The organism is Caballeronia sp. ATUFL_F1_KS4A (assembly GCF_023630905.1).
Lineage (GTDB): Bacteria > Pseudomonadota > Gammaproteobacteria > Burkholderiales > Burkholderiaceae > Caballeronia > Caballeronia zhejiangensis.
The window spans coordinates 278,236-298,919 of sequence record NZ_JALQEB010000037.1; the positions used below are offsets into that span (position 1 = coordinate 278,236).

Here is a 20,684-nt window from a genome sequence, read left to right on the forward strand (position 1 = left end):
CGACCGATGCGCCCTAAGCGCGCGTCGCTCGATCCGCCTCCCGCCGATGCCTTTATCTTCTTCCAACGCCTTGCCCGGCAAGGCAGGCCGACTGCTTTTCACTTGCGCGATCGGTTCCATCTGTACGGTCGTGATCTGCAACGCGCTGCATCGTCCGACCGCGGCTTTGGCCGATAAGGACGAGGCGCCCGCGGTCTCGCTGCCCCAACGCGCCGCGCCGAAAACGCCGCCCGCGCCGACACGCACCACTGAAAGCGCGACCGTCGACGAGACGTTCTCCGATGCCGCGCAAAGCCTCGGCATCGACCAAGGGACGATCGCGACGCTCACCGAAGCGTTCGCGAGCAACGTCGACATGCGGCGCGATCTCAGAAAAGGCGACACGCTCAGCGTGGTCTATGACCGTCCGCAAGGCAGCGCAACCGCCGATGACCCGCCGCTCGCCGTGCGTCTGACGACCGGATCGTCATCGCACGACGTGTTCCTTTATCGCGATCCGAACGGCGAAACGCGCTATTACGCGAAGGACGGCAAGAGCACGAAACCCGCGTTCTCGCGCTATCCGGTTGCGTTCACGCGGGTGTCGTCGGACTTCTCGCTGCGAAGGTTCGATCCGGTCGTGCATCGCTGGCAAAGTCACGACGGCGTCGATCTCGCCGCGCCCATCGGGACGCCGGTGCACGCGACGGCGCAGGGCAAGGTGACGTTTGTCGGCAGGCAGACGGGTTACGGCAAGGTCGTCATGCTGGAAAATCCGCCGCCGTATTCGACCGTCTACGCGCATCTTTCGCGTTTCGCGAAAGGCATCAGGACTGGCGGAACGGTGCAGCGCGGGCAGGTGATCGGCTATGTCGGCGAAACGGGTTGGGCGACCGGACCGCATCTGCACTACGAAGTGCACGTCGATGACGTCGCGATGGATCCGCTCACCGTCGATCTTCCCGGCGACGATCGTCTGCACGGCGAAGAACGCCAGCGATTCGCGAGGGAAGCGGAAGCGCTGAGCGCCGAGCTCAACGGCTGACGTTCAGACGGCGAGACCGGCCGATTCCCGCACGGCCGCAAGAACGCGGCGGCTCTTGCCTGCGCGCTTGGCTTCGTAGAGCGCGTTGTCGGCGTCGCGCAGCACGCCGTCGAGTTCGTCGTGATGATGATCGAACATCGCGACGCCGATGCTCACGCCGATCTCCAGCATCGCGCCGGCATCGGTGACGAAGGGCTTCGACAACTCGCGCACGATGACATCCGCGAGCGCGAGCGGATCGGCCTGCGGCGGCGTGACGATCACGAACTCGTCGCCGCCGAGCCGCGCGACCAGCGATCCTTCGCCCGACAGATGCCGCAAACGGCGCGCGACCAGCGCGAGCAGCGTATCGCCGATTTCGTGGCCGTGGGCGTCGTTGATGGCCTTGAAGCCGTCGAGATCGAGATAGAGCAGGGCGGTGTGCTCTGGCGCGCTCGACCGGACCGCCCGGAAAAGACCCGCGCGGTTGAGGAGCCCGGTCAGTTCGTCGTGGCGCGCGCGGCGATCGTTTTCCTGTTCGGCTTTCATCGTGGAGACGAGCATGCCGTTCAGACGCCACGCGGCGGCGCTCATCGCAAAAAGATAAAACGGGATTTGCAAAAGCGTGAGCCAGAGCGTCGGCTCGCCCGAGAGCACCGCGCCGATGCAGCACGGCCCGAGCGACAAAAAGATCATCACCGCGACGAGACGCGGCGCGCCGAAATTGCGGAAGCAGATGCCGCCGACCATCGCGGCGGCGGACAGAAACGACAGCGTCGCGGCGACCCAGTCGCCCGACAGCACGGAGACCAGCGCGCCGTAGCCGACGGTTGCGCCCCAAAGCGGCGCGAGAAGCACGTAGGTATCCGTCAGCGTCGATTTGCGCTCGCGCGCGCGGCGTCGCGCGACGACGAGCACGACGAGCCGCACGAGACACACGGCGATTTCGAGCGCGAGCCAGATGTGGAAAGCGGGCGTCGGATGGCGGTTGTCCAGCACCCACGCGACGGCGACCGTGTTCAGCACGCCGCCCGCGAATATCGGCAGCGTGCCGAACAGGCTTCCGACGAGGGCGACGCGGATCGCGCGGGGAATGTCGGCTCCCGCGTGCAGCAACCACGTCGCCGCACGTCCGCGCGGCAGGGTGAACACCTCAGTTTGTTGTTCCATATCGGGCTTTTCGCGTCACGGTCGGGCCGGACCACACTGCGGATAACGGTCGTTCGCATCGAAACTTTAGTAGGCCGCCGCTTAACAACGGCGCGCAATCGGTTGGAAATAGGCGATAAAAAATAGTTATTCGCGGCGTGTTCTTGACTTTTTGTCCGCTTCGCGCGCGCCCATATCCGCTCAGGGAATCCGTCCGAATCGCGCGAAACCTTACGACCTGCTGTCATGTAGGGCTTTATTGAGAACGATTCGCGTTTACGTTAGCTTCGCGACTCCTACGGAAGTGGAGCACGATTTATGGCTTACATGCACATACAGCCGGCATCGTCGAAGCGTTCTTCGACCTCGCCGCCGCCTTCGAATCTGCCTCTCGATGCTTACTGGCATCGGCGCGAACCCGCCGTCGCGCGTCCGGCGCCGCCCGAGCGCGAAGCCACCGGGCGCAGCCTGCTCGATCTCGCCATCGCCAACCGGCAGATGCTCGTGAACATGGCGCGCGGCGTCGTCGGTTGCGCGAGCCGTGCCGAGGACGTGGTGCATGACGTCTTCGTCAGTCTCATCGACTTGCCGCAGCAGGACGCCGTGCGTCAGCCGATGGGCTACATCGCGCGCATGGTGCGCAATGCGTCGATCGACGCGTGCAGGCGGCAAAGCCTCGAAAACATCTATCGCGCGGACGAGGAGGACGGCCTCGACGTGCCCTCGCACGAACTCTCGCCCGAAGCGCGCGCGCAGGCCCGCGATACGCTGCACCGCGTCTGCGATGCGCTCGCGCAGTTGCCCGAGCGCAATCGCGCCGCCTTCGAAATGGTGCGGCTGCGCGACGAGACGCTGCAAAGCGCGGCGCGCGCGCTGAACGTCTCGCAGACGCTCGTGCACTTCATGGTGCGCGACGCCCAGCAGCATTGCGCCGCTTGCCTCGACGCGCGCGAACGCAATGTCGCGTGTCCGGCGTTCGTCGGCGGTAAAAAAGCGCGCCGCTCATCCGTCTAGTCGATATAGGCCAACTCGCAGAGAGAGAGACATCACCATGTCGCAACAGCAGAACCACGCAGCCGACGATCTCGTCTACACGGTCGTCATCAACGACGAAGAGCAGTATTCGATCTGGCCGACGTTCCGCGACGTGCCCGCGGGATGGCGCGAAGCCGGCAAGCGCGGCGCGAAGGCCGATTGCCTCGCGTACATCGAACAGGTCTGGACCGACATGCGCCCCGCGAGCCTGCGCCGTCACATGGACGCCATCGCCACACAAGCACGCGCGAGCCTGAACTGATGAGCGCGCTCTCCGTGACCGCGCCCGCGCTCGCCGATCTGCGGATCGAGCCGGGCTTGCCGGTCGTCGTATCGCCGCGCGCGGGCGTCGATCTGTCGCTCGCCGATGCCGCGCCGCTGCTGCATTCGATCGTCGCGGAATCGCTCGAACGCGCGGGCGGCGTGCGCTTCACCGGCTTTCGCGTCGAGTCGATCGAGGCGTTCCAGCAATTCGCCGCGTCGTTCGGCGATCCGCTGATCGGCTACGAATTCGCCTCGACGCCGCGCAGCCAGGTCGAGGGCGCGGTGTACACGTCGACGGAATATCCGCCGCATCGCTCGATTCCGCTGCACAACGAGCAGTCGTACACGCGCGAATGGCCGATGCGCATCTGGTTCCACTGCGCGCTCGCGGCGCGTGCGGGCGGTGCGACACCGATCGCCGACAGCCGCGCGGTGTATCGCGCGCTCGGTCCGGCGCTCGTCGAACGCTTCGCGAAGCGCGAGCTGCTGTACGTGCGCAACTTCGGGCAAGGACTCGATCTGCCGTGGCAGAACGCGTTCGGCACGGACGATCCGCGCGAGGTCGAGCGCATCTGCGCGGCGCGCGGGATTGCGTGCGCGTGGCGCGACAGCGACGACGGCGAACTGCTGCTGCGCACGGAAGAGCGTTGTCAGGCGGTCGCGCGGCATCCGCGCACGGGCGACATGGTCTGGTTCAATCAGGCGAATCTCTTTCATCTTTCCGCGCTCGACGACGACATGCAGGAAGCGCTCGTCGATGCCGTCGGATTGGAAAACGTGCCGCGCAACGTCTTTTACGGCGACGGCGCGCCGCTCGAAGCCGATGCGCTCGCCGAGATCCGCGCGGTGCTCGACGAAAAGCGCATCGCATTTCCGTGGCTCACCGGCGACGTGCTGATGCTCGACAACATGCTGACCGCGCACGCGCGCGATCCGTTCGAAGGACCGCGCCGCGTCGTCGTGGCGATGGCGCAGAGTTACCGCGAGGCGCGATGACATTGCCCGTGGCGCTGCGCGCGCGTTCGTTGACGGTCGCCTATCGCGACGACGTCGTACTGGAAAACCTCGACATCGATATCGCCGAAGGGCGCGTCACCGCGTTATGCGGACCGAACGGCTGCGGCAAGAGCACGTTGTTGCGCACGCTCGCCGGTTTGCAGGCGGCGCGCGCGGGATCGGTCGACGTGAACGGCAAGCCGCTCGCATCGATGCGCCGCCGCGCGCTCGCCCGCACGCTCACCATGCTCGCGCAGTTCAATCAGATTCCGGCGGGACTCACGGTGCGCGAACTCGTCGCCTACGGACGCTACGCGCACGGCGGCTGGATGCGCGGTCTCACGCGCGCGGACCACGCGGCGATCGATGCGGCGCTCGACGCGAGCGGACTCGTCGACGATGCCGCGCGCGATGTCGCCGCGCTTTCCGGCGGCGAGCGTCAGCGTGCGTGGATCGCGATGGCGCTCGCGCAGGAAGCGCCGATCGTGCTGCTCGACGAGCCGACGACGTACCTCGATATCCATCATCAGCTCGACATCCTGCGGGAATTGCGGCGGCTCAATCGCGAGCGCGGACTCACGATCGTCTGGGTGCTGCACGACCTGAATCAGGCGGCGGCGTTCTCCGACGAAATCGTGCTGATGCGCGCGGGGCGTATCGTCGCGCAAGGCTCGCCCGAAGCGATGATCGATCCGCGTCATTTGCTGGAGACTTTCGGCGTTCGCATGCTGCGCGTCACGCATCCGCAGACGGGCGCGCCGATGTGCGTGCCCGCTTACGATGGCGTCGAAGAACGGAGCATCGCCGCATGACGACGCTCGCGACTCGCCGCCGCCTGCATCGCGCGCATTCGTTCTGGGCGCGCGTGTCGCTCGTCATCGATCTGATCGCCGGACGCCGAACGACATGACGACGCTCGCCACGGCAAACGCATCGCGGCATCGCGTGGCCGCGCCGAATCGCGCGGGCGCGATCGCGTGTGCGTTGATCGCGCTGATTCTCGCGCTGGCCGCGCTGCGTCTCTATCCCGAACTGCGCGCGTGGCTCGATGCGCCATCGGGCACGGATGCCGCGCGTCTCGCGCATGTCTTTCTCTTCGATCTGGGCGCGCCGCGCGTGGCCGCCGCGCTCGTCGCGGGCGGCTGTCTCGCGGTCGCGGGCACGCTCTTTCAGGCGCTGACGCGCAATCCGCTCGCCGCGCCCGATCTGCTCGGCATCACCGGCGGCGCGCAGCTCGGGCTGCTCGCGGCGATGATCGCGCCGGAGGTCGTCGGCGCGGCGTCGGTGCCGTTGCTGTTCGTATGCGGGCTCGCGGCGGCGGGTTGCGTCGCGGCCGCGGCGGGCGGCTGGCGCGCGACGCCCTTGCGCCTCGTGCTCGCGGGCAGCGTGTGCATGCTGCTTTTTTCCGCGGTCTCGACGCTCTTGCTCGCGTTCTTCGAGCAGACGGTCGTCGGCGCGTCGCTGTGGGCGAGCGGCAGTCTGTATCAGCCCGGCGCGACGGGATTGATGTCGGCGCTGCGCTGGCTCGTGTTGCCGCTTCTCGCGCTGCCGTTCGTGATGCGCCCGCTCGATCCGTTCGCGCTCGGCGACGATGCCGCTGCCTCCGCCGGCGTGAACGTCGATGCGACGCGCCTCTTCGCGATGACGGTCGCGGTCGGCTTCGCGAGCGTCGCGGTGGCGATCGCGGGCCCGCTGTCGTACGTCGGGCTGATCGCGCCGAATCTGCTGCGTCACCTGCGCGGCGCGAAAGCGTCGAAGCTCGCGGCGCTCGTGCCGCTCTCCGCGCTCGCGGGCGGCGCGCTCGTGCTCGCGACCGACAGCGCCGTGCTCGCGCTCGATCTCGATTCGACCTTGTCGACGGGCGTCGCGATCGCATTCGTCGGCGCGCCGCTGATGCTCGCGATGATCAGGAGCGGCGCGGCGTGGTCCGGCGCGCTGCACGCGGGCCAGGCGCGCGAATCGGCGCGGCGCGGCATGGGCGCGGTGCGGGCGTTGTCCGCGTGGCCGTCGCCTGCGCTCGCCGCTTTGCTCCTCGCCATCGGATGCGCGGTGCTCGCGATCGGCGCATCCATCGGTCCGACGATGCTCGGCCCCGCGCGCTGGATCGATGCGCTCGCGCATCGCGACGACATCGCCCGCATGCTGCTCGAACTGCGCGTGCCGCGTCTTTTGTGCGCGTTGCTCGCGGGCGCGCTGCTCGCATCGAGCGGCGTGCTGATGCAGAGCATCGTGCGCAATCCGCTCGCCGGACCGGAAGTGCTCGGCGTGACGCAAGGCGCGGGTCTCGCGACGCTCGCCGCGCTGATGATCTGGCCGCTCGCCGGGCATCTCTTTCTCGCGGCGGCCGCGTTGACCGGCGGCGGCGCGACGCTCGCCATCACGCTGCTTTTCAATCGGCGGCATCGATACGCGCCGCTCGCGGTGGCGTTGACGGGCATCGTCATCGGCACGTTATGCACGACGCTCGCGCAATGGCTCATCACGCAGCAGAGCGTGCAGCCGGCGCGTTTTGTCGTGTGGCTCGTCGGCGGCACGTATGGGCGAAGCTGGGGCGAAGTCGCGACGATCCTGCCGTGGTGCGCGCTCGCGCTGCCGGTGCTGGCGTTGCTCGCGCGTCCGCTCGATCTGCTCGCGCTCGGCGACGAACAGGCGCTGGCGCTCGGCCTGCCGATCGCGCTCCTGCGTCCGCTCGTGCTCACGGTCGCGACGCTCGCCGCGTGCGCGGCGGTGGCGGCGGTCGGACCGGTCGGCTTCATCGGCCTGATGGCGCCGCATCTCGCGACGATGCTCGGCGCGCGCACGCACGGCACGCGGCTCTGGCTCGCGGCATTGCTGGGCGCGCTCGTGCTCGCCGCCGCCGATCTCGCCGCGCGCACCCTGCTCGCGCCGCGCGAGATTCCGGCGGGCGTGCTGACCGCGCTGATCGGCGCGCCTTACATGCTGGCGCTGCTCGTCATCGAAACGCGTCGCGAGAAGGGTCGCGCGCGATGACAGAGCAAGCGCGTTCCTTCGCTGAATTCGCGCCGCCCGAGCTTGCGCCGTATCTGCAGAACGTGTGGCTCGGCAAGCCGGACGACGATGCACAACGCATCGCGCTGACATCGCTCGCCGATCATCGCGATGCATTGCTCGCCGCGATGATCGCGCTCTATGGCGGCGATGCCGCGCTTCATGCGCGCGCGCTGCTGTCGCAATGGAGCAAGTACTACTTCGGCCTCGCGGCGCCCGCGGGCGTGGCGGCGGCGAGGCTGCTCGGGCGTCCGCTCGATATGTCGCCCGAACGCACGCATCTCGTGCTGAAAGAGGGCATGCCCGCCGCGCTTCATTTCGATGCCGATGCATTGCGCGCACCCGATGCCGATCCCGCGCGCCGCTATGCGAGTCTCGTCGCGCATCTGGACCGCGTGATCGGCATGATCGCGGGCATGACGAAGATCGCACCGCGCGTGCTGTGGAGCAACGCGGGCAACGTGCTGGACTATTTGCTCGCGAATTGCCGGTCGATTTTTAGCGATGCCGATATCGACGCGGCCTGGCTCTTTCGCGCCGGCGATGCGAATCCGCTGCGCACGCCGATCCGCGATGCGACGCCGCGATCGACGCTTCTGCCCAACCCGTTTCGCGCGCGCCGCGTATGCTGCGTGCGCTATGAGATTCCCGGAGAGACGCAACTGTGCGCAAGCTGCCCGCTGCTTTTGACGATGCGCGACGAAGAACTCGCTTTGCAAGACGCCATCTCTCGATAGCGCTTGGAGCGTGTCTGTGCATCGCGTTCTCCGGTCAGCGCGCGCTCGCCTGCGCGCCGCTCGCCGGCAATCCGACCGTGTCGCAATTCAGTAAGACGATGCCTGCGCGCCCGTTGCGCATCGTCGTGCTCGAATTCATGTTCGCCGAAGACGTGGCCGCGCTCGACATGACGCCCGTCGGTGTCGTCGATCCCGAGTATTACGACGGCTGGATCGGCTACGACAGCGCGCGCTTCGAAGGCGTGCCGGCGGTCGGCACGCGTCAGGAACCGAGTCTGGAAGCGATCGCATCGACGCGGCCGGATCTGATCATCGGCGTGGGTTATCGACATGCGCCGATTTTCGCGGCGCTGGATCGCATCGCGCCGACGGTGCTGTTTCAATTCAGCCCGGATGTGCAGAACGGCAAAGCCGACGGCGCGCGCACGCAGCTCGAATGGACGCGCAGCATCTTTCACACGATCGCGTGCATGACAGGACGCGAAGAGCAGGCGCGCATCGCCGATGCCAAGCTCGATGCGGGACTGGCTCGCGATGCCGCGCGTCTGAAGGAAGCGGGTTTGACGGGCACGCGCTTCGCGCTGTTGCAAGACCTCGGCCTGCCCGACCGATACTGGGCTTATACGGGTAACAGCACGGCGGCGGGCGTCGCGCGTGCGCTCGGCGTTCATCTGTGGCCTGAAAAGCCCACGCGCGAAGGCACGGTGTATGTGACGTCGGCGGACTTCCTGAAGCGGCCGGATGTGGCCGTGCTGTTCGTGACGACATCGAATGCGGCGACGTCCGTCGATGCCACACTCGATTCGCCGATATGGCGCTTCGTGCCCGCGAAGAAGGCACAGCGCGTGACGCTCGTCGAACCGAATATCTGGGGATTCGGCGGGCCGATGTCGGCGTTGAAGCTCGGCGACATGATTACCGAAAAGCTGCTTGCGTTGCCGAAGCATTGAAAAAACGGGGCCTTGCGCCCCGTTCATCGTTCAACCCGATGTGCCATTCGCCTGAACGTCGAGCGTTGCCGCTCTCACGCCGCCGCCGCGCGTCTCGTTCACGACCATTCCGTTCTCCAGCTTCAGCACGCGATCCGCGATGGAGAAATAGCGGTCGTCATGCGTCACGACGATGACAGTCTTGCCACGCGCACGCAACTCCGGCAACAACTGCTCGTAGAACACCGCTTTGAATGCCGGGTCCTGATCGGCGGCCCATTCATCGAAGAGATAGAGCGGACGGTCTTCGAGATACGCGACCACCAGCGCAAGCCGTTTGCGCTGACCTGTGGAAAGCGAGCGCGTCGAGAACGCGCCATCGACGACCTTCACCTTGTGATCCAGCGACAGCTTCGCGACGAGCGCATTCGCGCGGGCATCCGCGGCCGCGCGCGACGCATCGTTCGGATCGACGATGCCGAGCAGCGCATCGAACAGATGGAAGTCGTTGAACACGGCAGTGAAACGCTCGCGATATGCAGCGCGATTCGTTGCATCGACCGCGACGCCATCGACTTCGATCACGCCCGATTCAGGCTCATAAAGCCCTGTAAGCACTTTCGCAAGCGTGGTCTTGCCGCTGCCGTTTCCGCCGACGATGAACACGAGTTCACCCGGCCTGAACGTCAGATCGACGGGACCGATGCGGAACATGCGCTCGTCGCGTTCATGGAAATACGAGTGCGCGACGCCGCGCATGGTGAGCGTGTGAAAGCCCGCATCATCGGCGGAGGAAACAGAAACAGAAGACACGCGCAGACTGCCGAACTCTGCCATCACCTTCTCGATGCGCGCCAGCGAAACGCGCGCCGCGTTCAGCGTGGGAATGTTGTTGAGCAGACCATCGAGCGGCACCAGCATGAACAGAAACACGACAACGTAGCCTGCTGTCGCGCCCGCATCCGCGCGCACGCCGAGCGATGGCCAGAACGCCGCAGCACCGAGAAAGCCGTAGAACAGAAAGATGATCCAGCCCACGCCGATCGCATAGGCGCTGAACGCGCGCCGCCGATGATCGCGCACTTCGCCGATTGCCGCGCCGAGTTGTCCATCGACGAACTGCTGCGAGCGCGCGCGATGCAGCTTCAATTCCTTCGCGCCCGCAAAGAGCGCGCCGAGATAGCCGAACAGCTTGTCCTGCGATTGCCCGGCCGCTTCGAGCGAAGCGATCGCGCGCTTGTCGCCGAGGTGATAGCCGAGCGATCCCGTGATGATCGCCGCGAGCGCGAGCAGGCAAACCGGCCACGACAGCCACGCGAGATAGCCGAGGCAGCCGAACACGATCGATCCGTGCATCACGATGTTCGGCAACGCGAAGAAGAGCATGGAGACATTGGTGGCGTCGTCGGTCAATACGGACTGAACGGGCGCCGCGCCGATGCGCTCGACATCGCGCAACTCCGCCGCTGCCACGCGCCGCGCGACATGCTCGCGCAGTTGCGCCATCGTGTCCTGCGAGAGCCGCGCGAACAGCACGCCCGATACGACGCGCGTGAAGAGCGCGATGACCGCGCACAACGCAAAGCGCCAGGCGAGCGCGCCATCGGCGGATGAAGGCGTCGATAGCGCGCGATTGAGCGTCGCGACGAGCATCACGCTCGCGATGCCGTTCATCACGCAGGCGACGAGCGCCACCGCGAATGCGCCGCGCGAGCGCTTGAGCAGCGCGAGGATGAGGCGCGCAGCGGGCTTCTGCGTGGCGGGAGAATCTAAAGGCTCGTGGATAGCAGTCATTGGCAGGGCATCACTGAACTGAAGTCGGAAAGCGGCGCTGAACGCACCTCTACATAGAGACGTTTCAGCACGACGAATCTTTAGCGCATGAAAAGCGGTAAAAATTTTTTCGCGCGAATCGTCATCCCGAATGAAGCCGCATTTTCAGCGGCCCACGTTCGTGCCGCAGCTTTTCCCGATGCGGCCGGAACCCGAAGGAATTCATGCCGATGACGAGTTTTCCGACCGCGCTGCATCTTCGTATCAAGGCACTCGCGCGCCTTCAACCGGATGCGCCCGCCCTCGCATTCAATGCACATGACGACGCACGTCTCACACGCGGCGAACTGGATGCCCGCGCGTCGCGGCTCGCGGCGCGTCTGCGCGCTGCGGGCGTCGGCGCTGAAGTGCGCGTCGGCGTATGCGTCGAGCGTTCTTGTGAATTGTTCGTCGCGCTGCTTGCCGTGCTGAAGGCGGGCGGCGTATTCGTGCCGCTCGATCCGCATCATCCTGCCGCGCGTCTCGACTGGATCGCGAACGATGCGCGCCTCGCGCACGGCATCGTCGATCGACACGCCGACGATGCGATGCGCGCGCGCTTCACGCGATGCTTCGACGCAGAGCAAGACCTCGCCGATGCGCCCGCATTCGACGACGCTGCGCCTGTGCATCCGCGCGCAGCCGCGTACATGATTTACACGTCGGGATCGACGGGCACGCCGAAGGCCGTCGTCGTCGAACATGGCCCGCTCGCCGCGCATTGCGATGCACTTGTGGCGGCGCTCGGCATCGGCGAGGGCGACAGCTTGCTGCACTTCGCATCGGTGAACTTCGATGCGGCGCACGAATGCTGGCTCGCGCCGCTGGCCGTGGGCGCGCGCGTCGTCATCACGGCGCCGCCGCCGTTCGCGCCCGAAGCAGCGCATACGTTGATCGAACGTGAACGCGTGAATGTGGCCGCGTTTCCGCCTGCTTATCTGCGCGAATTCGCTTCCGTTGCCGAGCGCAAAGGCGTGCCGGCCTCGTTGCGCGTGCTCGCGTTCGGCGGCGAGGCGCTGTCGCGTGAAGCGTTCGCGCGCGTGCGTCGTGTATTCGCGGCGCAGCGCCTCATCAACGGATATGGTCCGACGGAAGCCGTCATCTCGCCGATGCTCTGGCCCGTCGAGCCGCACGTCACGCCCGATCTCGACGATGCCGATGCGTATGCGTCGCTGCCCATCGGACGCGTGATCGGTCCGCGTGTCGCGCGCATCGACGATGGCGAGTTGCTGCTCGGCGGCGCGTGCATCGCGCGCGGCTATCACGGTCGCGCTGCCCTCACGGCGGAGCGTTTCGTGCCCGATGCTTCCGGCGAGCCGGGCGCGCGCATCTATCGCACGGGCGACCTCGCGCGCGAACGTGCCGATGGCGCCTACGACTATCTCGGCCGCATCGATGACCAAGTGCAGATTCGCGGCGTGCGCGTCGAGCCTGCGGAAATCGCCGCGTGTTTGCGCGCGCATCCATCCATTCGCGACGCAGCCGTGCTCGCCGATTCGACGAACGGACGCGTGCAACTAACCGCCTGTTTCGCGCGCGCACATGAAGCTGTAAGCGATGCCGCGTTGAAGGCATATCTCGCGGAACATTTGCCCGCAGCCTGGCAGCCGCATCGGTATGTGAGGCTCGCGCGCCTGCCCTATACGTTGAACGGCAAGCTCGATCGCGATGCGTTGAAGAAGCAGGCGGATCGCGCAACGTCGATGTCGCGCGACGCGGATTACATCGAGCCGGCGACCGATACCGAACGCCGTCTCGCGCAAACGTGGCAGCGCATTCTCGACCATGCCGCGCCCATCGGACGTGCTGATCGCTTCTTCGAACGCGGCGGCGATTCGCTCGCGGCGATGCAGTTGCAAGCGGCGATCCGCATCGACTGGCGCGTGAATCTGCGGCTCGATGCCATCTTCGACGATCCGCCGCTGCAAGCACTGGCCGCATCGATCGATGCGAGCGAGAAGGAGGCGAGCGATCCGGTCATCGTGAGAAGCGTGGTTTCGTCGGATGCGCCCTATGTCGATCGCGCGGCATCGTTCGCGCAGCAGCGCTTCTGGGTGCTCGCGCAAACGCGCGACGCGGGCGCGGCGTATCACGTCGCGGGTCGTTGGGACATCAGCGGCAGGCTGGATGCAAACGCATTGCAACGCGCGCTGGATCATTTGATCGAACGCCACGAGGCATGGCGCACGACGCTCGTCGAGAACGAAGACGGCGTCGTCATGCAGCGCATTCACAAGTCCTTGCCGGTGACGATTCAGCGTGTGAATCACAGTTCGAATGCTGATGAAGAACGTCACGCGAGCGAAGCGTTCGACTTGTCGAATGGTCCGCTGTTGCGCGCGACGCTCGCATCGTCCGGCGATGAATCGCACCGGCTGATGCTGGCGGCGCACCACGCGATCACGGATGGCTATAGCTCGCGCATCGTCTTCGATGAACTCGCGCATGTTTATAGCGCGTACGCGCAAGGCCAAACGCCTTCGCTTGCCGCGTTGCCGATTCAATACGCGGATTACGCGCAGTGGCAGCGCGAACTCGTCGCGGGTGAAGAGGGCGCGCGTCAGCTTCGCTTCTGGCGCAAGGCGCTCGATGCCGCGCCTGAACCGCTCGCGCTTCCTTTGGATCGCGCGCGTCCAGCCGAACGCGATCATCGCGGGCAACGCGAAACGTTGCGCTTGTCCGCCGATACGTCGAACGCATTGCGTGAGCTTGCACGCACGAAGCACGCGTCGCCGTTCGTGGTGTTGCTGAGCGCGTTCGACGCGTGGCTTCATCGGCTTACGGGCGCAAACGATTTCGTTGTTGCGACGCCGGTCGCGCATCGGCAGCGGCCCGAGACGGCGGCGCTCATCGGCCTGTGCCTGAACACGCTGGCGTTGCGTGCGCGCGTCGATGCGGCTCAAACGTTTTCCGATCTGATCGAAGCGACGCGCATTCATGCGCTCGATGCGTTCGCGCATCAGGACGTGCCGTTCGATCGCGTGCTCGATGCAGTGAAGCCGCCCGTCGCGCGTGGCGACGAGTGGCTGCGCGTGAAGCTCGCGCAGCAGTTCGATGCAGCGTTGACATCGACGTTGCCGAACGCATCGGCGATTGCAACGCCCGGCCCCGATCTCGCGGCGCGTTTCGATTTCGCGCTCGACTTCACCGACGATGTTCGCGGCATCGAACTCGTCGCGGCTTACGCGTGCGATTGCATCGATGAAGCCACCGCGCGCGCATGGCTTGCGAGCTTCGCGACGCTCGTCGCGGATGCGGTGCGCGATCCGTCGCGCCCGATCGCATCGCTCGATTGCATGCCCCAGCGCGACGTGCAACGAGGCCGCGCACTGAACTTCGAAGCCGACGATATCCTCGCGTTGATCGCGCATCACGCAAGCGCCACGCCGCATCGCATCGCGCTTGCGGACGCGCATACGCAGATCAGTTACGCCGAACTCGACGACGCATCGAACCGCATCGCGCTCGCGTTGCGTCATAAAGGCGCGAAGGCGGAGCGGGCGGTCGCGGTGTGCATCGAACGTTCGGTGCGCTTCGTCGTTGCGTTGATCGGCGCGATGAAGTCGGGTGCCTATGCGGTGCCGCTCGATCCGTCGATGCCGCACGCGCGCATCGATGCCGCGATCGACGCATGCGGCGCGCGTTTCGCGCTCGTCGCGATGAACGACGACAACGCGCCGCGCGCGCTCGGCAATGCTCAACTGCTCGATGTCGATACGCTCGCGCACGATGCATCGCTCGCGAATGCCGCCGTGCAGCGCGTGCAGCTTGCGCCTGCGCAGACCGCTTATGTCATCTTCACGTCGGGCTCGACAGGCACGCCGAAGGGCGTAGCGGTGCCGCATCGCGCGCTCGCCGACTACGTGCAAGGCATGCTCGATGAACTCGCGTTCGCGCCTGGCGCATCGATGGCGATGGTCTCGACGGTCGCCGCCGATCTCGGTCATACGACGCTCTTCGGCGCATTGTGTTCGGGACGCACGCTGCATCTGTTGCCTGCTCGATGCGCGTTCGATCCGGATCGCTTTGCCGCAGAAATGCGCGTGCGCGAAGTGGGCGTGCTGAAGATCGTGCCGAGTCATCTGCACGCGCTGCTCGAAGCGCAGCATCCTGCCGATGTGTTGCCGTCGCATGCGCTCGTGACGGGCGGCGAGTCGTTGCCGTGGGCGCTGGTCGATCGCGTGAAGGCGTTGAAGCCTTCGTGCCGCGTCATCAATCACTATGGTCCGACGGAAGCGACTGTCGGCGCCATTGCGTGCGAAGCGTCTGCATTCGCCGACGATGAACGCAATGCGCAGAGCATGCCGCTCGGACGCCCAATGCCCAATGCCGAGGCTTATGTTCTCGATACATCCGGCGCGTGCGTGCCGCCGGGCGGCATCGGCGAGTTGCATATCGGCGGGCCGGGCGTTGCGCGCGGTTATCTCGGACGCGCCGCGGCGACAGCGGAGCGCTTCATGCCGCATCCGTTCGTGCGCGGCGAACGCCTTTATCGGACCGGCGATCGCGTTCGTCTGCTCGCGGATGGACGTATCGCCTTCCTCGGCCGTCTTGACGATCAGGTGAAAATTCGCGGCTATCGTGTCGAGCCGGGCGAAGTGAGCGCGGCATTGCGCGCGATCGAAGGCGTGGCTCAGGCCGAAACATTGCCCGTCGATCGCGATGGGCGTCTTCAGCTTGTCTCGTTCGTGACCGGTTCCGCGCAAGACGATTCGACGTTGCGCGATGCGCTCGGCGCGCGCCTGCCCGACTACATGGTGCCCGCGACGATCGTCATGCTCCACGCGTTGCCGATGACCGCCAACGGCAAGATCGATCGTGCAGCATTGCGCAGCATCGCATCGAAGCCGGTCGAATCCGTCGTAACGAGCGATACGCCGCGCGGCGACACCGAGGAAGCCATCGCCTCAGTATGGCAGGACGTGTTGAAGGCGAAGCACGTCGGGCGCGATGACAACTTCTTCGAGCTTGGCGGCGATTCGATTCTCGTGCTGCAAGTAATCGCGCGTCTGCGCAAGCGAGGCCTTCGCGTCACGCCGAAACAGGTTTTCGATAACGCGACAGTCGCGCAACTCGCGCTAGTCGCGAAGCCTGTCGACACGAACGAAGCGAAAGCGCCTGTCGTCGCGACGAAACAGGCGGATGAAAGCGCAGCGTTGACGCCCGCGCAATTGCGCTTCTTCGCACTCGACATTCCGCAGCGCGGGCATTGGAATCAATCGGTGGAATTCGACGCGAATACATCGTTCGATCTCGACGCCTTTGCGCGCGCGTTGGATGCGCTGCTTACGCATCACGCTATCTTCAGGCAACGCTTCGAGCGCGATGGCACGACTAACGCATGGCGCATCGTGCAGGCATCGAAGGCATTCGATACGCTGCCGCTCGCAGCCGTCGCCGCGAACGATGAAACGGATGCGCTTGCGCAGTTCGATGCGATTCAGCGCACGCTCGACATTTCGCACGGGCCGCTCGCATGCGCGCTCGTTGCATCGCTTGCGGACGGACGCACGAAGCTCTATCTGGCAATTCATCATCTGATCGTCGATGGCGTGTCGTGGCGCATCCTGCTCGACGATCTGTCGAGCGCATATCAAGCGGCGCAGTCGCGCGGCACCGCGAGTCTTGCGCGTACCGGCGCGACGGCGTCGCAATGGGCCGCGCGCCTTGCGGCAGCCGCGCGTGACACACACTCTCCCTTCGCAGACGAGGCGAAATACTGGATCACCACACTCGCTGCGGGCGATGACCTGCGTCTCGATCATCCGCAAGCGAAGGCAACGAACGCAGACGCCGCGGTCATCGAACAGACGCTCGAAGTCGATCTCACGCGTGCCGTGCTCGCCGATGCCAACCTCGCCTATCGCACGCAGACGATCGAACTGCTGATCGCGGCGCTTGCTCATGCGACCGGCGCGACGTGCCGCATGGAGCTGGAAGGACATGGCCGCGAACCGCTCTTCGACGATATCGACGCAAGCCGCACGCTCGGATGGCTGACGAGTCACTATCCGGTTTCGATTCCGGTGCAGGCATCGCCGATCGAAACGCTCGCAGCCGCGAAAGACACGCTGCGCGCAGTGCCGAACAAAGGTCTCGGCTTCGGCGTGCTGCGCCATTTCGGCGACGATGCGACGCGCGCTTCGCTCGAAGCATTGCCGCGGCCGCGCGTGACCTTCAACTACCTCGGTCAGTTCGATTCGCTCGATTCGCGCGACGCAGCGTTCACGCCGCGCTTCGGCGGCGCGGGTTGCGAGCGCGATCCTTCCGGTCCGCTCGGCAACGCGCTCGCGATTCACGCTTATGTCGCCGATGGAGCGGAGCGCACGCTCAGGCTGCATTGGGTCTACGGCGCGACGCAATTCGAACGCGCGACGATCGAGGCGCTTGCGCAGCGATTCGAGGGCACGCTCGCCGATATCGTCGCTGCATGCGCCGGGCGCATCGCGATGAAAGGCGCAGGCGCGACGCCGGGCGATTTCCCGCTCGCCCGCGACGGCGGTTTGACGCAAGCGGCGCTCGAACGCCTGCCTGTGGATCTGCGCAGCATCGCCGATATCTATCCCCTCTCGCCGATGCAGCAGGGCATCCTGTTCCACTCGCTGTTCGCGCCTGAGCAGTCGACGTATGTGAATCAGTTTGCCGCAACGTTGATCGCGCCCGATGTAGACCGCTTGCGCGCGGCCTTCGAGGCTTCCGTGCCGCGTCACGACATCCTGCGCACAGGCTTCACCGCCGATGAAGCCGCGCCGATGCAGATCGTGCATCGCCAGGCGCGCTTGCCTTTCGATGTGATCGACTGGCGCGAACGTAGCGATGCATCGGCTGCCTTCGAAACGTGGCTCGCCGACGATCGCGCGCGCGGCTTCGATCTTGCCGCGCCGCCCCTGATGCGCGTCACGCTGATTCGCGTCACCGACGATGAATGGCGCATCGTGTGGACGCGTCATCATCTGCTGCTCGATGGCTGGAGCACGGCCCGCATGTTCGCGGATGTCCTGCGCGACTACATCGAGCCGCCGCGCGCGCAGCCGTTCGTCGCGCACGCGAAGGCGCGTTATCGCGACTTCATCGAATGGCTCGCGACACGCGATGCGCAAGCCGACCAAGCGTTCTGGACCGACCGTCTCGCACGCCTCGGCGAACCGACGCGCATCGCGCAGCGCGAAGCGAGCAAGGCGCCGACACTCGACGATCATCGCTCGTGGCGCGCGTCGCTCGACCCTGCGATGACCGCGCGTCTCACCGACGCCGCGCGCCGTCTGCGCGTGACGCTCAACACGCTCGTGCAAGGCGCGTGGGCGCTCGTGTTGCAGCGCATGACGCATCAGGCGAGCGTGGCGTACGGCGCGACGGTCGCAGGCCGCCCGGACTCCCTCGCCGATATCGACGGCGTACTGGGACTCTTCATCAACACGTTGCCGGTGATCGCCGAGCCGCTGCCGCAACGCGCCGCGTCCGCATGGCTGCGCGAATTGCAAGCGGATAACGCCGCAGCCCACGAACACGCTCACACGCCGCTCGCGGATATTCAACGCTGGGCAGGTCAAGGCGGCGGTGCGTTGTTCGACACGCTCGTCGTATTCGAGAACTATCCCGTCGATGAAGCATGGGCCGGCCGCGACGAACGCGCGCTAAAAATGCGCGCGTTGCGCAACATCGAAGCGACCGACTTCGCGTTGACGCTCGTCGTGGAGGCGGGCGAAGCTATCGTCATCGACTATGGATACGACGCGGCGCGTCTGGATGAATCGCGTGTGGCGGCACTGCATCGCGCGCTATCCACATGTCTCGACGCATTTGCGACGAACCCCGATGTGCCGCTCGGCACGATCGCGCTCGCGGATGACGTCGCGCGTTTCAATGCGACAGCGCGCGCATGGAGCGATATCGAAAGCCTGCCACTGCATCGGCAATTCGAACGCATGGCGAACGCCGCGCCCGATGCCATCGCGCTTGAGATGATCGCGGTCGACGGCATTGTGAATCGCATCACGTATGCGCAGTTGAACGAGCGCGCGAATCGCGTTGCCGCTGCGTTGCTTGCAGCGGGCGTCGCGCACGACACGGCGGTCGCGCTGTGCGTCGAGCGTTCGTTCCACATGGTCGTTGCACTGTTCGGCGTGTTGAAGGCGGGCGCGGCGTATCTGCCGATCGATCCGGATTACCCGGCGGATCGCATCGCCTATCTGCTCGACGATGCGAAACCCGCTGTCGTGTTGACGCAAACGCACTTGCGTGCGCGCGTGGAGTCGGTTGCTTCGACGGCGCGCGTGTTCGATGTCGATGCGCTCATGCAAGGCGACGCGACGCTCACTGCGTCCATCGACGTCACCGACGCGCATCTCGCGTATCTCATCTACACGTCCGGCTCGACCGGCAAGCCCAAAGGCGCGGGCAACACGCATGGCGCGCTGGCGAACCGTATTGCGTGGATGCAGGACGCCTATCGCCTGACGCGCGACGACGTCGTGCTTCACAAGACGCCGTTCGGTTTCGACGTTTCCGTATGGGAGTTCGTATGGCCGCTCGCGACGGGCGCGAAGCTCGCTATCGCCGCGCCCGGCGATCATCGCGATCCGGCGCGGCTCGTCGCAGCCATTGAGGCGCATCGCGTGAGCACGCTGCATTTCGTGCCGTCGATGCTCGCGGCGTTCGTCGCGCATATCGACGAGTTCGGCGATGCGAAGCGCTGCGCGAGCATCGAGCGAATCGTCGCGAGCGGTGAAGCGCTTGCGCCCGAGCTCGTCGCGCGCGTCGCGAGGCTCTTGCCGGACGCGCGGCTCTACAACCTCTATGGTCCGACCGAAGCCGCCATCGACGTATCGCACTGGACGTGCAGCGCGGGCGATATCGAATCCGCTTCCGTACCTATCGGTCATCCGATCGCGAACCTGCAACTGCATGTGCTCGATGCAGCGCTGCATCCGGTGGCCGCGGGCGGCATCGGCGAACTCTATCTCGGCGGTGCGGGACTCGCGCGCGGCTATCTCGGACGGCCGTCGCTGACAGCGGAGCGCTTCGTGCCCGACCCGTTCGTCGCGGGCGCGCGACTGTATCGCACGGGCGATCTTGCGCGCCGCCGCGACGATGGCGCGCTCGACTATCTCGGCCGCATCGACACGCAAGTGAAGCTGCGCGGACAACGAATCGAGCCGGGCGAGATCGAAGCGCTGCTGCGCGCCGAGCCGGATGTGCGCGATGCGGTCGTGATCGTGCGCGACGAGCAGTTGATCGGCTACGTCTCATGCGCGGCATCGGAGACCTTCGATGAAAGCGCCGTGCTGAATTCGTTGCGTTCGCAACTACCTGCGTACATGGTGCCCGCGCGTGTGATGGCACTCGACGCGTTGCCGGTCACGCCGAATGGCAAATGCGACCGCAACGCGCTGCCGGCCCCGGCGCGAACGCAACGCATCGTGACGGCGGCGCGAACGCAGACGGAACGCGAACTCGCCGCAATCTGGCAGCGCGTGCTGCGAATGGAGGCCATCGGCCGCGACGACGATTTCTTCACGCTCGGCGGCCACTCGCTGCTCGCGACGCAAGCGAACGCTCAGGCCAATCTGCACTGGTCGCTCACGTTGCCGCTGCGCACGCTGTTCGATGAACGCACGCTTGCGCGCTGCGCCGCCGCGATCGACGCCGCGCTGGCTTCACGCGATGAAAAGGGCGGCGCGCATGACGCCGCGAGCGTCATCGATGCCTTGCTCGATGAACTGGAGACGCAATGAAAACCGCAAGTCAAAG

11 protein-coding genes are annotated in these 20,684 nt (G+C 65.9%); 9 read left to right on the forward strand and 2 right to left on the reverse strand.

Annotated elements, in window-relative coordinates:
• The first annotated feature begins 46 nt into the window (after positions 1-46).
• Positions 47-1,024, forward strand: a complete 978-nt coding sequence (locus NCS03_RS24925; RefSeq protein WP_250437153.1) for a M23 family metallopeptidase — start codon at positions 47-49, stop codon at positions 1,022-1,024.
• 3 nt (positions 1,025-1,027) lie between these two features.
• Here NCS03_RS24925 and NCS03_RS24930 read toward each other — a convergent pair whose 3' ends face one another.
• A complete protein-coding gene (locus NCS03_RS24930; protein WP_250530011.1) occupies positions 1,028-2,173 on the reverse strand; it encodes a GGDEF domain-containing protein in 1,146 nt (381 codons plus the stop codon).
• Between the two features lie 297 nt (positions 2,174-2,470).
• Between NCS03_RS24930 and NCS03_RS24935 the strand changes: the two genes are divergently transcribed.
• The 7 genes from NCS03_RS24935 to NCS03_RS24965 all read left to right on the forward strand — a co-directional run bounded on the left by NCS03_RS24935 (position 2,471) and on the right by NCS03_RS24965 (position 9,143).
• Complete coding sequence (locus NCS03_RS24935; RefSeq protein ID WP_008347629.1) at positions 2,471-3,166, forward strand: RNA polymerase factor sigma-70; 696 nt, start codon at positions 2,471-2,473, stop codon at positions 3,164-3,166.
• Between the two features lie 37 nt (positions 3,167-3,203).
• The gene (locus NCS03_RS24940) at positions 3,204-3,449 is read left to right on the forward strand and encodes an MbtH family protein (RefSeq protein WP_008347630.1); all 246 of its coding nucleotides are present in this window, start codon (positions 3,204-3,206) and stop codon (positions 3,447-3,449) included.
• Complete coding sequence (locus NCS03_RS24945) at positions 3,449-4,447, forward strand: TauD/TfdA family dioxygenase (RefSeq protein WP_008347633.1); 999 nt, start codon at positions 3,449-3,451, stop codon at positions 4,445-4,447. Before NCS03_RS24940 ends, NCS03_RS24945 begins: the two co-directional genes overlap by 1 nt.
• Entirely contained in the window at positions 4,444-5,259 is an 816-nt protein-coding gene (locus tag NCS03_RS24950) for an ABC transporter ATP-binding protein (RefSeq protein WP_250437156.1), read from the forward strand. Before NCS03_RS24945 ends, NCS03_RS24950 begins: the two co-directional genes overlap by 4 nt.
• 94 nt (positions 5,260-5,353) lie before the next feature.
• A complete protein-coding gene (gene fhuB, locus NCS03_RS24955) occupies positions 5,354-7,438 on the forward strand; it encodes a Fe(3+)-hydroxamate ABC transporter permease FhuB (RefSeq protein ID WP_250530012.1) in 2,085 nt (694 codons plus the stop codon).
• Complete coding sequence (gene fhuF / locus NCS03_RS24960; RefSeq protein WP_250530013.1) at positions 7,435-8,193, forward strand: siderophore-iron reductase FhuF; 759 nt, start codon at positions 7,435-7,437, stop codon at positions 8,191-8,193. The genes fhuB and fhuF overlap by 4 nt, the downstream gene beginning before the upstream one ends.
• Positions 8,190-9,143, forward strand: a complete 954-nt coding sequence (locus NCS03_RS24965; protein WP_051996440.1) for an ABC transporter substrate-binding protein — start codon at positions 8,190-8,192, stop codon at positions 9,141-9,143. The genes fhuF and NCS03_RS24965 overlap by 4 nt, the downstream gene beginning before the upstream one ends.
• Before the next feature lie 30 nt (positions 9,144-9,173).
• On the opposite strand, the gene NCS03_RS24970 is transcribed toward NCS03_RS24965, so the two are convergent.
• Positions 9,174-10,916, reverse strand: coding sequence for a cyclic peptide export ABC transporter (locus tag NCS03_RS24970; protein WP_250530014.1), 1,743 nt, complete (start codon positions 10,914-10,916; stop codon positions 9,174-9,176).
• A gap of 209 nt (positions 10,917-11,125) precedes the next feature.
• Between NCS03_RS24970 and NCS03_RS24975 the strand changes: the two genes are divergently transcribed.
• Positions 11,126-20,668 carry a non-ribosomal peptide synthetase gene (locus tag NCS03_RS24975; protein WP_250530015.1) on the forward strand — a complete coding sequence of 3,181 codons (9,543 nt, stop codon included), beginning with the start codon at positions 11,126-11,128 and terminating at the stop codon, positions 20,666-20,668.
• Positions 20,669-20,684 lie beyond the last annotated feature (16 nt).

Coding starts and splice junctions, on each gene's coding strand:
- NCS03_RS24925 (WP_250437153.1), top strand. CDS start 47: ATGCCTTTATCTTCTTCCAACGCCTTGCCCGGCAAGGCAGGCCGACTG.
- NCS03_RS24930 (WP_250530011.1), bottom strand. CDS start 2,173: ATGGAACAACAAACTGAGGTGTTCACCCTGCCGCGCGGACGTGCGGCG.
- NCS03_RS24935 (WP_008347629.1), top strand. CDS start 2,471: ATGGCTTACATGCACATACAGCCGGCATCGTCGAAGCGTTCTTCGACC.
- NCS03_RS24940 (WP_008347630.1), top strand. CDS start 3,204: ATGTCGCAACAGCAGAACCACGCAGCCGACGATCTCGTCTACACGGTC.
- NCS03_RS24945 (WP_008347633.1), top strand. CDS start 3,449: ATGAGCGCGCTCTCCGTGACCGCGCCCGCGCTCGCCGATCTGCGGATC.
- NCS03_RS24950 (WP_250437156.1), top strand. CDS start 4,444: ATGACATTGCCCGTGGCGCTGCGCGCGCGTTCGTTGACGGTCGCCTAT.
- fhuB (WP_250530012.1), top strand. CDS start 5,354: ATGACGACGCTCGCCACGGCAAACGCATCGCGGCATCGCGTGGCCGCG.
- fhuF (WP_250530013.1), top strand. CDS start 7,435: ATGACAGAGCAAGCGCGTTCCTTCGCTGAATTCGCGCCGCCCGAGCTT.
- NCS03_RS24970 (WP_250530014.1), bottom strand. CDS start 10,916: ATGACTGCTATCCACGAGCCTTTAGATTCTCCCGCCACGCAGAAGCCC.
- NCS03_RS24975 (WP_250530015.1), top strand. CDS start 11,126: ATGACGAGTTTTCCGACCGCGCTGCATCTTCGTATCAAGGCACTCGCG.